Annotated in this window: 14 protein-coding genes; 8 read left to right on the top strand and 6 right to left on the bottom strand. The window is 71.7% G+C overall.

Translation table 11 applies throughout. The features are described from left to right. The 3 genes from secF to B0I31_RS24240 all read left to right on the top strand — a co-directional run bounded on the left by secF (position 1) and on the right by B0I31_RS24240 (position 4,216). Positions 1–1,188 carry a protein translocase subunit SecF gene (gene secF / locus B0I31_RS24230; protein ID WP_106617677.1) on the top strand — a complete coding sequence of 396 codons (1,188 nt, stop codon included), beginning with the start codon at positions 1–3 and terminating at the stop codon, positions 1,186–1,188. Further along, complete coding sequence (locus tag B0I31_RS24235; RefSeq protein WP_181320314.1) at positions 1,185–1,703, top strand: adenine phosphoribosyltransferase; 519 nt, start codon at positions 1,185–1,187, stop codon at positions 1,701–1,703. Before secF ends, B0I31_RS24235 begins: the two co-directional genes overlap by 4 nt. Positions 1,704–1,915: 212 nt before the next feature. Beyond that, complete coding sequence (locus B0I31_RS24240; protein WP_106617678.1) at positions 1,916–4,216, top strand: RelA/SpoT family protein; 2,301 nt, start codon at positions 1,916–1,918, stop codon at positions 4,214–4,216. A gap of 245 nt (positions 4,217–4,461) precedes the next feature. Here the strand turns inward: B0I31_RS24240 and B0I31_RS24245 are convergent, their stop codons facing one another. Then, positions 4,462–5,313 (bottom strand): peptidylprolyl isomerase, encoded by an 852-nt coding sequence (locus tag B0I31_RS24245; protein ID WP_106617679.1) that lies wholly within the window; start codon positions 5,311–5,313, stop codon positions 4,462–4,464. Between the two features lie 145 nt (positions 5,314–5,458). On the opposite strand from B0I31_RS24245, the gene B0I31_RS24250 reads away from it, so the two are divergent. Genes B0I31_RS24250 through B0I31_RS24260 form a run of 3 tightly spaced genes read left to right on the top strand, consistent with a single transcriptional unit; the run spans position 5,459 to position 8,059 of the window. Continuing rightward, on the top strand, positions 5,459–6,166 hold the full coding sequence (locus tag B0I31_RS24250) for an MBL fold metallo-hydrolase (protein WP_106617680.1): 708 nt from the start codon (positions 5,459–5,461) through the stop codon (positions 6,164–6,166). Between the two features lie 4 nt (positions 6,167–6,170). Next, complete coding sequence (gene hisS / locus B0I31_RS24255) at positions 6,171–7,433, top strand: histidine--tRNA ligase (RefSeq protein ID WP_106617681.1); 1,263 nt, start codon at positions 6,171–6,173, stop codon at positions 7,431–7,433. Then, complete coding sequence (locus B0I31_RS24260; RefSeq protein ID WP_073895093.1) at positions 7,430–8,059, top strand: hypothetical protein; 630 nt, start codon at positions 7,430–7,432, stop codon at positions 8,057–8,059. Before hisS ends, B0I31_RS24260 begins: the two co-directional genes overlap by 4 nt. A gap of 16 nt (positions 8,060–8,075) precedes the next feature. Here the strand turns inward: B0I31_RS24260 and B0I31_RS24265 are convergent, their stop codons facing one another. Both B0I31_RS24265 and B0I31_RS24270 read right to left on the bottom strand, forming a co-directional pair. Continuing rightward, positions 8,076–8,939 (bottom strand): spermidine synthase, encoded by an 864-nt coding sequence (locus B0I31_RS24265; protein ID WP_181320316.1) that lies wholly within the window; start codon positions 8,937–8,939, stop codon positions 8,076–8,078. Between the two features lie 7 nt (positions 8,940–8,946). Next, on the bottom strand, positions 8,947–9,354 hold the full coding sequence (locus tag B0I31_RS24270; RefSeq protein ID WP_106617682.1) for a hypothetical protein: 408 nt from the start codon (positions 9,352–9,354) through the stop codon (positions 8,947–8,949). 19 nt (positions 9,355–9,373) lie between these two features. Here B0I31_RS24270 and B0I31_RS24275 point away from each other — a divergent pair, with 19 nt between their 5' ends. Further along, positions 9,374–9,736: a DUF1304 domain-containing protein gene (locus B0I31_RS24275; protein WP_106617683.1), complete on the top strand. Its 363-nt coding sequence runs from the start codon at positions 9,374–9,376 to the stop codon at positions 9,734–9,736. On the opposite strand, the gene B0I31_RS24280 is transcribed toward B0I31_RS24275, so the two are convergent. Then, entirely contained in the window at positions 9,663–11,093 is a 1,431-nt protein-coding gene (locus tag B0I31_RS24280; protein ID WP_106617684.1) for a YibE/F family protein, read from the bottom strand. The genes B0I31_RS24275 and B0I31_RS24280 overlap by 74 nt on opposite strands. 164 nt (positions 11,094–11,257) lie before the next feature. On the opposite strand from B0I31_RS24280, the gene B0I31_RS24285 reads away from it, so the two are divergent. Then, positions 11,258–11,884, top strand: a complete 627-nt coding sequence (locus B0I31_RS24285) for a nitroreductase family protein (protein ID WP_106617917.1) — start codon at positions 11,258–11,260, stop codon at positions 11,882–11,884. On the opposite strand, the gene B0I31_RS24290 is transcribed toward B0I31_RS24285, so the two are convergent. Then, positions 11,863–12,960 (bottom strand): AAA family ATPase, encoded by a 1,098-nt coding sequence (locus B0I31_RS24290; RefSeq protein WP_106617685.1) that lies wholly within the window; start codon positions 12,958–12,960, stop codon positions 11,863–11,865. The genes B0I31_RS24285 and B0I31_RS24290 overlap by 22 nt on opposite strands. Then, positions 12,957–13,592 carry a nicotinamide riboside transporter PnuC gene (pnuC, locus tag B0I31_RS24295; RefSeq protein WP_245950336.1) on the bottom strand — a complete coding sequence of 212 codons (636 nt, stop codon included), beginning with the start codon at positions 13,590–13,592 and terminating at the stop codon, positions 12,957–12,959. Before pnuC ends, B0I31_RS24290 begins: the two co-directional genes overlap by 4 nt. Positions 13,593–13,623: the final 31 nt, after the last annotated feature.

Genomic DNA, 13,623 nt, shown 5'->3' on the forward strand with positions numbered 1-13,623 from the left:
GTGGCCGAGAAGAAGAAGGGCAACGTTTTCCAGCGGCTCTACGTCGGCAACGGCGCGTTCGACATCGTCGGCAAGCGCAAGCGCTGGTACCTGCTGTTCGGCCTGATCCTGCTGATCTGCGTCGGGTCGATCGTGTTCCGGGGCTTCAACCTGGGCATCGACTTCACCGGCGGCACCCGGGTGCAGATGCCCGCGCAGAGCGCGTCCGGCCCGATCAGCGTCGAGGCGGCCAAGGACTCGTACGAGAAGGCGCTCGGCAAGGAGCCCGCGGCCACGCAGACCGTGGGCGCGGGTGACTCGGCGACCATCCAGATCCGGTCGGAGGCGCTGAACGCCGACCAGGTGCTCAAGCTCAAGAACACGCTGAACGAAGACCTCCAGCCCAACGGCGGCACGAACGCCATCAGCGACAGCGCCGTCTCCGCCTCGTGGGGCGGTGAGATCACCAGCCAGGCGCTGATCGCGCTCCTCGTGTTCTTCGTCGCGGTGATGATCTTCCTGGCGCTGTACTTCGAGCTGTCGATGGCGATCGCCGCCCTCGTGGCGGTGTTCCACGACGTGCTGATCACGGCGGGTGTCTACTCGCTGGTCGGCTTCGAGGTCTCGCCCGCGACGGTGATCGGCCTGCTCACCATCCTCGGCTTCTCGCTGTACGACACGGTGGTGGTGTTCGACAAGGTCCGGGAGAACACCCGCGGCCTGCTCGGCCTCACCCGCCGCACCTACGGCGAGGCCGCGAACCTGGCCGTGAACCAGACCCTGATGCGGTCGATCAACACCTCGCTGATCGCGCTGCTGCCGGTGCTCGGCCTGCTCGCCATCGGCGTCGGCCTGCTCGGCGTCGGCACGCTGAAGGACCTGGCGCTGGTGCAGCTCACCGGTATCGCGATCGGCGCGCTGTCCTCGATCTACATCGCGACCCCGGTCGCGGTGGACCTGAAGATGCGCGACGCCCGCTACAAGGCGCAGGCCGCGCGGGTACAGGCGCGTCGGGACAACCTGGCCCGCAGGGCGGCGGCCGGCAGCGAGGTCGTCAGCGGTGGCGACATCGTGGAGTCGACCGACGACGAGTCGCTGCAGGCCGAGTTGCGCAAGGAGAAGGCCATGTCGGCGGCGGCGAGCGTGCCGTCGCGGACCGGCAAGGCAGGCGACGCGCGGCGGCGCCCGACCGGCAAGAAGCACCGTTGAAGCTGGACCGCGCCCTAGGGCTGCTGCGTGAGGTCCCGGACTTCCCCCTGCCGGGGGTCGTCTTCCGGGACCTCACGCCGGTCCTCGCCGACCCGGACGCGCTGCGCGCCGTGGTCGACGCCCTGCAGGACAAGATCCACCCGGACACCCAGGTCGTGGCCGCGATCGAGTCGCGCGGCTTCCTGCTGGGCGCCGCTCTCGGCTACGGCTGGCACTACGGCGTCGTGCCGCTGCGCAAGCCGGGCAAGCTGCCCGCCGTCGCCCACCGCGTGACGTACGACCTGGAGTACGGGACGGCCACGCTGGAGCTGCCGGCGGAGGCCGTCGTGCCGGGGCAGCACGTGGTCGTGGTCGATGACGTGCTGGCGACCGGTGGCACGGCCGCGGCGGCGTGCGAGCTGGTCGAGCGGGCCGGTGGCGTGGTGACGGGGGTGTCGGTGGTGCTGGAGATCCCGGGGTTGGGCGGGCGTGAGCGGCTGGTCGGCCGCGAGGTCAACGCCCTGCTCAGCGTCTGAGCACACCGCGGTCGCGGATTTCCGAGAGAGATTCGTGGCGCCCCCGGAGGCCGTCCGGAGCGGGCCGCGGGCACGTTCACGCAGGTGAATGCCGACTGGTCGGGCTGAACGGCCGGTGCTGCTCGTCGTGTGAACCGCACCGCTCATCGGCTCGCCGCCGAAGTCGTCGCCGCTGCGGAGTTATCCTCGGTTCCTAGACCCGAGGAGCGTGGTTGAGCCAGGACACCGAACCCGCCCAGACGTCGCAGCCCGTGCCCGCACGGCCGCCGTCCGCGACGAGGCGCGTGCGCGCGCGGCTGGCACGTCGGATCACCGCCCAGCGCGCCGCGCCGGTCAAGCAGGTCCTCGAACCGCTGGCCGCCGTCCACCGCGACCTGCACCCCAAGGCCGACCTGGCGCTGCTCCAGCACGCCTACGACGTCGCGGAGGAGAAGCACCGCCCCCAGCGGCGCAAGTCCGGCGACCCCTACATCACCCACCCGCTGGCCGTGGCGACGATCCTGGCCGAGCTGGGCATGGACACGACGACCCTGGTCGCCGCCCTCCTGCACGACACGGTGGAGGACACCGACTACTCGCTGGACCAGCTGCGGGTCGACTTCGGCACCGAGGTCGCACTGCTGGTCGACGGCGTGACCAAGCTGGACAAGGTCAAGCTCGGCGCGGCGGCCGAGGCCGAGACCATCCGCAAGATGGTCATCGCCATGGCCAAGGACCCCCGGGTGCTGGTCATCAAGCTCGCCGACCGGCTGCACAACATGCGCACCATGCGGTTCCTGCCGCCGGAGAAGCAGGCCCGCAAGGCGCGCGAGACGCTGGAGGTGCTGGCGCCGCTGGCGCACCGCCTCGGCATGGCGACGGTGAAGTGGGAGCTGGAGGACCTGGCGTTCGCGATCCTCCAGCCGAAGAAGTACGACGAGATCGTGCGCCTGGTGGCCAACCGCGCGCCGTCCCGCGACACCTACCTCGGTGGCGTGATCACCGAGCTGTCGCAGCAGCTGGAGGGCGCCCGGATCACGGCCAAGGTCGAGGGCAGGCCGAAGCACTACTACTCGATCCACCAGAAGATGATCGTGCGCGGCCGCGACTTCGACGACATCCACGACCTGGTCGGCGTGCGCATCCAGGTGGACGAGGTCCGCGACTGCTACGCGGCCATGGGCGTGGTGCACGCGCTGTGGCAGCCCATGCCCGGCCGGTTCAAGGACTACATCGCGCAGCCCCGGTTCGGCGTCTACCAGTCGTTGCACACGACGGTCATCGGGCCGGACGGCAAGCCGCTGGAAGTGCAGATCCGCACCTACGACATGCACCGGACGGCCGAGTACGGCATCGCGGCGCACTGGCGGTACAAGGAGACGCGCGGTACGCACAGCGGCAAGGGCGTCGAGGTCGACGAGATGGCCTGGATGCGGCAGCTGCTGGACTGGCAGCGGGAGGCCGCCGACCCGGGCGAGTTCCTGGAGTCGCTGCGGTTCGACCTGGCTGCCCGGGAGATCTTCGTCTTCACGCCGAAGGGCGACGTGGTGACGTTGCCGACCGGGTCGACGCCGGTGGACTTCGCGTACGCCGTGCACACCGAGGTGGGTCACCGGTGCATCGGGGCACGGGTGAACGGTCGGCTCGTCGCTTTGGAGCGCAAGCTCGAGAACGGCGAGGTCATCGAGATCTTCACCTCGAAGGCCGAGGGCGCGGGTCCGTCGCGCGACTGGCTCTCGTTCGCGGCCTCGCCGCGCGCCAAGGCGAAGATCAAGCAGTGGTTCGCGAAGGAGCGCAAGGAAGAGGCCATCGAGGTCGGCAAGGACGCCATCGCGAAGGAGGTCCGACGCGTCGGGCTGCCCCTGCAGCGGCTGGTCTCGGCCGACTCGATGGGCGCGCTGTCGAAGGAGCTGCACTACCCCGACGTGTCGGCGCTGTACGCGGCCGTGGGGGAGGGGCACACCTCCGCGCGGCACGTCGTGCAGCGGTTGGTGGCGCAGCTCGGTGGCGTGGAGCACGCCGAGGAGGAGCTGGCCGAGCGCTCGACGCCGTCCACCGTGGCGCGGCGGCGGGTCACCGGTGACGCCGGGGTCGTCGTCAAGGACGCGGCCGACGTGTGGGTGAAGCTGGCGCGGTGCTGCACGCCCGTGCCGGGTGACGACATCCTGGGCTTCGTGACGCGTGGTGGCGGGGTGTCCGTGCACCGGACGGACTGCACGAACGCGGACGAGCTGCTGAAGACGCCGGAGCGGTTGCTGGACGTCGAGTGGGCGCCGTCGTCGTCGTCGGTGTTCCTGGTGGCGATCCAGGTGGAGGCGCTGGACCGGCACCGGCTGCTGTCGGACGTCACCAAGGTGCTGGCCGACGAGAAGGTCAACATCCTGTCGGCGTCGGTGACGACGTCGCGGGACCGGGTGGCGGTGTCGCGGTTCTCGTTCGAGATGGGCGACCCGAAGCACCTCGGCCACGTGCTGAAGGCCGTTCGGAGCGTCGAGGGCGTGTACGACGTGTACCGCGTGACGTCGGCGTCGTAGTGGAGACCGTGCTCCACGGCTGACGGCCGCATGCTGCCGACCGGCGGTCGCGTCAGCGAAACGTCATCGGGCGGTGGGAGCATCGGCGCAGGTCGGCCTGGTCAGGCCGCCGGGGAAGACGCAAGGGCCCGCACTCCTCTCCCGAGTGCCGGGCCCTGCGCGTTTCCGGGGCTACGCGTTCGCAGGGGAGCCGGGGCAAAGCGAAGGGGCCGCCTGGTCGGGCGGCCCCTTCGAAGGTCAGCGCACTACTTGACGACGGTCGCGGACTTGATGTCGACGGCCTTGTTCGGCTTGCCGTCGCCCTGGCCCTGGTCGGTGCCCGCCTTGGCGACCTCGTCCACGAGCTTGAGGCTCTCCGCGTCGACCGAGCCGAACACGGTGTACTTCGGCTCGAGCTGGGTCTGGCCGTAGACGATGAAGAACTGGCTGCCGTTCGTGTCCGGGCCCGAGTTCGCCATGGCGAGCTGGCCGCGGCCGTAGGTCAGCTCCGGCCACACCTCGTCCTTGAAGCTGTACCCGGGGCCGCCGCTGCCGGTGCCGCTCGGGTCGCCGCACTGCAGCACCTGGATGCCGGACGTGGTCAGGCGGTGGCACGTGGTGTCGTTGAAGTAGCCCTGCTCGGCCAGGTTGACGAAGCTGTTCACCGCGCACGGCGCGAGCGTGCGGTCGAGGGTCAGCTTGATGTCGCCGACCGAGGTGGCCAGCGTGGCGCCGACCGTGCCCTCCGCGGACGTCTGGCCTCCCGCGGGAGCCTTGACCTCCTTGCTCGCGGGCTGCTCGTCGGCCGGGTACTCGCAGGCCACCTGGGCCGGGAGGGGCGTGGTCCGCTTCACCGCCGGGTGCAGCTCGGTGGGGATCGACTGCGCGCCGTCGGAGCCGGCCGCCGGGGCGGTCGAGCTGGCCGCGGCGGCGTCGTCGCCGGTGCTGCTGAAGTCGGTCGTGGCGAGGAAGTACACACCGCCCGCGACCACGACGACGGCGACCGCCGTCGCGACCACGGCGATCACCCGGCGCCGCTTCGCGCGCTCCGCCCTGCGGACGAGCTGGCGTTCCAGCTTCCGCTTGGCCTGCTCGCGGCGCTGCACGTTGGTCGGCACCTGCAACCTCCCTGATCTCTGCGTCGACGGCGACGATCGGTGAGCAGTCTAGGGGGCACGCATGTGACTGGTGTATGCCGGATAGGCTGCTTGACGGGGTCCACAGGGATCCGTTGTCGATCCGTTGCCGACGAGAGGTGATCCCGTGCTGGTGATCGGGTTCCCCACCGGCGCCCTGCAGGCCAACTGCTTCCTCCTGGCCACGGGCGCGGGCGGGCCGTGCGTGGTGGTCGACCCCGGCCAGGACGCGGCCGAGCCGATCGCCGAGGCCCTGCGCGAGCACCGGCTGTCCCCGGTCGCCGTGCTGCTCACGCACGGGCACTTCGACCACGCGTTCTCGGTGGCCCCGGTCTGCGACGGCAACGACATCCCGGCGTGGGTCCACCCGCGTGACCGGGAGCTGCTGTCGGACCCGCTCAAGGGCATCAGCGCCGAGTCACGGGCCTTCTTCGGCGGCAACCTGGAGATGAGGGAGCCGCGCGAGGTGCGCGAACTGGTCGACGGCGGCGAGCTGGACCTGGCCGGTCTCCGGCTGACCGTCGACCACTCACCGGGCCATACCGGCGGGTCGGTGATGTTCCGCGCCGGCACCGAGGAGGGCGGACGGCTCGTGCTGTCCGGTGACACCCTCTTCGCCGGCTCCATCGGACGCACCGACCTGCCGGGCGGCGACCACCGCGAGATGCTGACGTCGCTGCGCACCAAGGTGCTGACGCTGGCCGACGACACGGTGGTGCTGCCCGGCCACGGCCCGACGACGACCATCGGCCGCGAACGCGTGAGCAACCCGTTCCTGCTGGACCTGGGCTCACCCGACGACGAGCCGGCACCCGCACCGCACCGAGGACTGTAGAACCGTGACCACGTTCGCCGCGCCCAAGGGCGTGCCCGACTACTTCCCGCCGACCTCCGCGCAGTTCCTGGCGGTCCGCGACACGCTCGTGGAGTCCGCGCGCCGCGCCGGCTACGGCTACATCGAGCTGCCCGTCTTCGAGGACACCGCGTTGTTCGCGCGCGGTGTCGGCGAGTCGACCGACGTGGTCAGCAAGGAGATGTACACGTTCACCGACCGCGGCGGGCGGTCCATCACGCTGCGGCCCGAGGGCACCGCCGGCGTGATGCGCGCCGTGATCGAGCACGGCCTCGACCGCGGCCAGCTGCCGGTGAAGCTCGCGTACGCGGGGCAGTTCTTCCGCGCCGAGCAGCCGCAGGCGGGGCGGTACCGGCAGTTCCACCAGGTCGGCGTCGAGGCGATCGGCGTGGACGACCCGGCGCTGGACGCCGAGGTCATCGCGGTGGCTGACGCCGGGTTCCGGGCGCTGGGGCTGACCGGGTTCCGGCTGGAGCTGACGTCGCTGGGCGACGCCACGTGCCGTCCCCAGTACCGGGAGAAGCTGCAGGCGTTCCTGGCGGAGCTGCCGCTGGACGAGGAGACGCGGCGGCGGGCGGAGCTGAACCCGCTGCGGGTGCTGGACGACAAGCGGCCCGAGGTGCGCGAGCTGGTCGCCGACGCCCCGCTGATGGTGGACCACCTGTCGGCCGAGTCGCTGGCCCACTACGAGCAGGTCAAGGTCTACCTGAACGAGCTGGGCGTGAAGTTCGCGGAGAACCCGCGGATGGTGCGCGGGCTGGACTACTACACCAAGACGACGTTCGAGTTCGTGCACGACGGGCTGGGCGCGCAGTCCGGCATCGGCGGCGGCGGGCGGTACGACGGGTTGATGGAGCAGCTGGGCGGGCAGCCGCTGTCCGGGGTCGGGTTCGGGCTCGGGGTGGACCGGGCGCTGCTGGCGTGCCAGGTCGAGGGCCTGACGCCGGGTGACGTGACGCGGTGCGACGTGTACGGCGTGCCGCTGGGCGAGGCGGCCAAGTCGCGGCTGGTCGCGTTGTCCGCGCCGCTGCGGGCCGCCGGTGTGCGGTTCGACCTGTCCTATGGTGGTAAGGGCCTCAAGGGTGCGATGAAGGGTGCCGACCGGTCCGGTGCGCGGTTCGCGCTGGTGCTGGGTGAGCGCGACATCGAGGCCGGGGTCGTGCAGGTGAAGGAGTTGTCGTCGGGCGACCAGCGCGAGGTGCCGCTGGCGGACGTGGTGATCTCTGTGCTGGAGGCGTTGGGCCGGTGAGCGAGCGGATTGCCCTTGACCTGCTTGACCCGAAGGCGGTGCGCAAGCGCGCGCGGACGGTCGCCATCGGCGCGTTGATCGTCGCCGCCGCGTTCGGCGGGCTGCTGGGGCTGCTCGCGGGGCGGACCGCCGGGTTGGTCACGGCGGCGGTGTTCGCGGTGCCGCTGTTGATGTTGGCGTGGTCGGAGGCGCGGCGGCGGGTGTGGCTGGAAGGTCACGTGCTGTCCGTGCGGGCGTTCGGCACGCGTTCGGTCGACCTGCACACGGCCGAGCAGTTGGACTTGCTGGTGACGGATGTGCGTGGGGCGCGGACGGTGGGGCTGTTCGTGCGTGGCGGCGGCAAGGCAATCAACCTGGCGTTGGCGATCTACGCCGGCACGGGCGGGCGCGAGCAGGGCGTGTTGCCGCTGCGGAAGCTGGCCGACGTGCTGGCCGGTCGCGGTGACGCCCCGGGGCTGGTGTTCTCCGAACTGCTGGTGGCGCAGTTGCGGGCGGAGGCGCGTGGCCTGGCCGCCGCCGATCGGCCGCTGTACCAGCTCGGCTCGATGGCGCCCACGGGTCGCTTGGCGCAGAAGCTGAACCCCGAAGCCATCTCCCGCTTCGTCTCCACCCTCGACCAGTCCTGACCGACCGGGGCGGGGGTCAGTCGTCGGGGAGGCCCCAGGTGCCCTTCGGTGGTGCGGGGGACTGGGTCGCGGTGGTGTCGGTGGTGGGTGGGATGCCGCCGATGAAGCGGATCAGCGAGTCGTCGTGTTCGACCCGGCCGGGGAACGGGTCGCCGGCCGTCAGCCTGGTCAGGGCGGCGATCGGTAGTTCGGTGTGGGAGGCGACCAGCACGAAGTTGCCGAACCGCCTGCCCCGGAACACGGCCGGTTCGGCCAGGACGCACACGTGGGGGAAGACGGCGCGGACGGTGGCGGTCTGGGCCTTGGCGAACGCGAGCTTCCCGCCGTCGCCGATGTTGGCGGCGTAGACGCCACCGGGGCGCAGGGTCCGGGAGGCCAGGGCGACGAACTCCACCGACGTGAGGTGCGCGGGGGTGCGGGAGCCGGCGAAGACGTCGGTCACGACGAGGTCGAACGTGGCTTCCGGTGCCTTGGCCAGCACGGCACGGGCGTCGCCGTTGCGGATCCGCAGGCGCCAGTTGCGGTCCAGGGGGAGGATGCCCCGGACCAGGTCGATCAGGGCCGCGTCGATCTCCACGACCTGCTGGCTGGAGCGGGGACGCGTGGCGGCGATGTAGCGGGGCAACGTGAACGCGCCGCCGCCCAGGTGGAGGGCGCGGATCGGGTCGCTGCCCGGTGCGACCAGGTCGGCGACGTGGCCCAGCCGGCGCAGGTACTCGAACTCCAGGTGCGTGGGGTCGTCCAGGTCGACGTGGGACTGCGGTGTGCCGTTCAGGCGCAGCATCCACGCCCTCGGCACGTCGGGATCGGGGATCAGTTCCGCGATGCCCGAGTCGACCTCCCGGCTGATGGTCTCGTCGGCTTTCCGGATCCGTCCCACCGGACGATTATCCCGGTAGCGCCTGCGTGCGGCGCTTGCGGTCCGGTAGGCGGTCCACCAGCCTGCCCAGCCGTTCCGTCGTGCCCTGCAACGGGCCGAGCGCGGCGGCCAGCACGCGGATCGAGTCGTCGAGTTGGCCGGTGTTCCCGGTGAGCGCGGCGATCCTGGCCTCCAGCTCGGCCAGCTGGTGCTGCACCGCCTCCAGCTGGTGCAACGCCTCGGGCATCTCGTTGGCCAGGAACGTGGCGAGCTGCTCCAGCCGTTCGAGCGTGCCCCGCAGCTCCGCGACTTGCGGCAACGCCTGCGCCAACGGGGTCAGCTTCTCCAGCGCGTCGGCGATCCGCGGCAGTGCGAGCACGCCTGACACCAGTCCGGTGGCGACCCGGGCGGCGAGGCCCAGCGCGGTCCGCAGCATGCGAGTACGTTACCCACCCGTGCAGATCGCCGCTGATGTTCTGACCGCGCTGGTCGCGGCCATCCACCTCTACATCGTCGTGCTGGAGATGGTCCTCTGGACCACGCCGCGCGGCCGGGCGACGTTCGGCACTACGCCGGAGTTCGCCGCCGAGTCGAAGGTGCTGGCCGCCAACCAGGGCCTCTACAACGGCTTCCTGGCCGCCGGGTTGATCTTCGCGTTGGTCGTGCGGGGGACGACGGGGTTCGCGTTCGCGGTGTTCTTCCTGGTCTGCGTGATCGTGGCGGGCCTGTACGGCGCGGCGACGGTCAGTCGTCGGATCCTGGTCGTGCAGTCCGTCCCCGCCGCGATCGCGTTGCTGCTGGTCCTGCTGGCCCGGTAGTCGGGCCGGTGGTCGGTGGCCGCCGCCACGGGCCCTTGGCGGGGTCGTAGCCGGTGCGCAGGTCGCCGGTGACGCGGTTGCGGGTCGGTGGGGTGGTGCGGGCGCGCGTCGGCTCGGGGGCGGGTTCGGCGGTCGGCTCGGGCGTGGTCGGCGCGGGTTCGCGGCCGGCGACGAAGGCGGCCAGCGCGGTGGTGATGGGGACGGCGGCGACGAGGCCGATGCTGCCCACCAGGGTGCGGACGACCTCCTGGGCCACTTCCTGGGCGGTGAGGATCTCGCCCAGGTCGCGGCCGGACAGCGAGAAGGCGAGCAGCAGGGGCAGTGCGGCGCCCGCGTAGGCCATGACCAGGGTGTTCACCACGGAGGACAGGTGGTCGCGGCCGATCCGGGAGCCCGCGGCGTAGAGGTCGCGGAAGCCCAGCGACGGGTTGGCCCGGCGCAGTTCCCAGACGGCGCTGGTCTGGGTGACGGTCACGTCGTCCAGCACGCCGAGGGCGCCGATGATCGTGCCCGCCAGGAGCAGGCCGCGGGTGTCGATGCCGTGCCCGAGCAGCGACACGAGGTTGGCGGTGTCCTGGTCCAGGCCGGTCAGCTTGCCGAACGCCGAGAACAGGGCGCCCAGGACCCCGATCAGGGCAAGGCTCACCAAAGTGCCCAGGACGGCGGTCGACGTGCGGGCGGACAGGCCGTGGGTCAGGTACAGGACGATGAACATGATCAGGCCGGCGCCGACCACGGCCACGGTCAGCGGGCTCTCGCCGGCGAGGATCGCGGGCAGCACGAACAGGACGAGGACCACGAAGCTCAGCGCGAGCGCACCCAGCGCGGCGAGGCCCTGCCAGCGGCCGAGCAGGAGCACGGCGGCGGCGAAGAGCACGGCGAGGAGCAGCAGCGGCACGCCGCGCTGGAAGTCGGCCAGCTGGTAGGACGTGCTGTCGTTCGGGTCGCCGCCGCCGTACGAGAGCACCACGGCGTCGCCGACGGCGAACTCCGGCGTGCCCGGCTGGTCGGGGACCGGTACCCGGATCTCGCGGCCGGCCGCGGCGCCGTCGGTCATCCGCACGGTGACCAGCACGCAGCCCGTGGCGCCCGGCTCGGCTGGGTCCGGGCCGCACCCGCCCCGCGCCACGGCGGTCACGTCGCCGCGCACCGGCACCTGCGCCAGCCCGGCCTCGGCGCCCGTGCGCTGCTCGTGCCCGAACGGGTACAGCAGCAGCGCGCCGACGACGGTCGCGAGCACGAACGGCAGCAACAGGACCAGCAGCAACTTGCGCACGGGTCGGGACGAGGGCTCGGCGGGGCCGCCGTGCCCGTGTCCATGGGCGGCGATCAGGTCCTTGGCGCGCACGGCGCACATACTGCCCGCCCACCCCGGACGTCCGCATTCCGGACACTTCAGTGCGAATTCCGGGGTGAACCCTTCAGCTGTGCCGCCATCGGTGCGACGCTCGCCGCGTGACCACGAACTGGACACCCATCCACGGCCGGTCCTTCGAGCCGGTCCCGTACCGACCGGCCAGGATGCCGGTCGACGAGTCCCTGCGCACGGCCGCCGACCTGCGCGCCCGGATGCGGGAACGCCGCACGGTGCGCATGTTCTCCTCCGATCCCGTACCCGAACAGGTGGTGCTCGACGCCATCGAGGTCGCCTCCACCGCGCCCAGCGGCGCCCACCAGCAGCCCTGGACGTTCGTGCGGGTGAAGGACCCCGAGGTGCGTCGGCGCATCCGCGAGGCCGCCGAGCACGAGGAGCGCGTCTCCTACGCGGGCAGGCTCGGCGAGGAGTGGTTGGACGCCCTGCGCCCGCTCGGCACCGACGACGTCAAGCCGCACCTGACCGACGCGCCGGAGCTGGTCGTCGTGTTCCAGCAGCGCTACTACCTGGAGCCCGGCGGCACCCGCCGCAAGCACTACTACGTGGACGAGTCGGTGGGCATCGCGGTCGGCATGCTGCTGACCGCGCTGCACCTGTCCGGGCTCGCCGCGCTGACCCACACGCCGTCGCCGATGAAGTTCCTCGGCGACGTGCTGGGCCGCCCGGGCAACGAGAAGGCGTTCGCGGTGATCCCGATCGGTTACCCGGCCGACGACTGCGTGGTGCCCAACCTGGTCCGCAAGTCCCTGGATCAGGTCGTGGTGACCGTCTGAGGCGCCAACGGGTCGGCGAACCGGAAGTGCGCCGAGATCGCCTCCGCGGACGCCGTCAGGGCCTGTCGCAGCCGTTCGTCCGGCGATCCCGTGACGAGCCGCCACGGCACGCCCCGCGCGGTGAGGCGGGTCTGGAACTCGGCGGTCATCCACCCGCGCAGGTGCTCGCCGTCCCGCCACCCGTCCTGCTCGAACGGCACGCCGACGTGATCGGTCAGCAGGTACAGGGCGGGGCGGTGGGCGTCCGGCGCGATGTCCGGGTGCGGCGCGCCGAGGTAGCGGTGACCCCACACGGTCGCCGCCCACGAGTCGTTGTCGCACACCAGGACCGGTCCGTCCACGGCGGCGTCGGCCAGTTCCCGCTGCCTGCGCGCCACGTCCTGGAAGTCGCCGACCGTCCACACGAGACCGTCGACGGTGGCGCGCGGGTCGAACGCGCGGGCGGCGGCCAGCTTGAGCTCGGTGTGCTCGCGGCCGTACTCGGGCACCCAGGGCGCGTCCAGGGCGGTGGCGAGGTCGCGGGACAGGGTGGTGGTGCCGGTGCTCTCGGCGCCGAGGACGACGATGCGCGCGCAGAGGCCGACCCGGGTCGCCCGCGCGAGGTGCGACCACTGGCGGCGGGGGTCGGCGCGGACGGCGGTGCCCGAGACGGGGAACGCGTCGCGGTCGAGGTCGACCAGGACGTGCCGGGCGCCCAGCCGCTTGGCCATCTCGTCGCCGTAGTGCTCGCTGGAGAACACCGCGTCGACCGGTGCCGACGCGGGGTCGCCGTCCAGGATGGCCCGTCGCGCGAGCACCGCCCGTGCCACGCCCATGTGCAGTTCCCACACGGTGTCGCTGTGGAAGTCCATCTCGTGGTCGTCCACGTCGCCGAGGACGACCAGGCCGGGCGTGCCGGCGTGCTCGGCGCGCAGCCAGGCCACCCGGTCGGCGACCGGGATGGACTCCGCGCCGGAGGCAAGCACGGTCACTGTGGTGCGCCGGCTGCGCGCGGCGGCGGTGCGGATGAGGTGGTGGTGACCGGCGTGCGGGGGGTAGAACTTGCCGAGCACCAACGCGTGGTCGAAGTCGGTCACGCGGCCACCGGCTCGTCCGCGCGCAGCGCCTTCGTCCAGTTCCGCAGGCCGAGCACGCACAGCGCCATGAACCCGACGTAGAGGATCGCGGTCAGCCACAGGCCCTTGTAGGCGTACAACGGAACGTAGATCACGTCCGCGGCGATCCACAGCCACCAGCACTCGACCTTCTTGCGGGTCTGGCCCCACGTGGCCAGCAGCGAGAGCACGGTGGTCACGGAATCCGCCCACGGCACGGTCGAGTCGCTGAACGTGGTGAGCACCCACACCAGCAGCAGGGTGCCCGCCACGCCGGCCAGGAGCAGCCACCACCACTGCGCGCGGGACGTGCGGCTGACCGGCAGCGGGGTGTGCTCGGTGCCGCCCCGCAGCCACGCCCACCAGCCGTACAGCGCGAGCGCGACGTAGACGACCTGCAGGCCCGAGTCCGCGTACAGGCCGCTGGTCGCGAACAGGACCAGGAAGGCGAGGTTGTTGAGGATGCCGATCGGCCAGTTGAGCGGGTTCTGCCGGGTGACCAGCCACACGCACAGCGCGCCGGTGATGAAACCGGCGATCTCGCCCCAGCTGGTGGCGGCGCCCGCGAACGTGAACGCGGTGGTGTTGAACGGCCACAGGATGACGTCGAGCACAGGCACTCCGTTTGACCATGGTTCGAACACG

Source organism: Saccharothrix carnea, assembly GCF_003014735.1.
Classification (GTDB): domain Bacteria; phylum Actinomycetota; class Actinomycetes; order Mycobacteriales; family Pseudonocardiaceae; genus Actinosynnema; species Actinosynnema carneum.

Bases quoted from the DNA above. Each gene is read 5' to 3' on its own strand.
- B0I31_RS24285 (WP_106617917.1), top strand. From the start codon at position 11,258: ATGCCGGTCGACGAGTCCCTGCGCACGGCCGCCGACCTGCGCGCCCGG.
- B0I31_RS24280 (WP_106617684.1), bottom strand. From the start codon at position 11,093: ATGTGCGCCGTGCGCGCCAAGGACCTGATCGCCGCCCATGGACACGGG.
- B0I31_RS24270 (WP_106617682.1), bottom strand. From the start codon at position 9,354: ATGCTGCGGACCGCGCTGGGCCTCGCCGCCCGGGTCGCCACCGGACTG.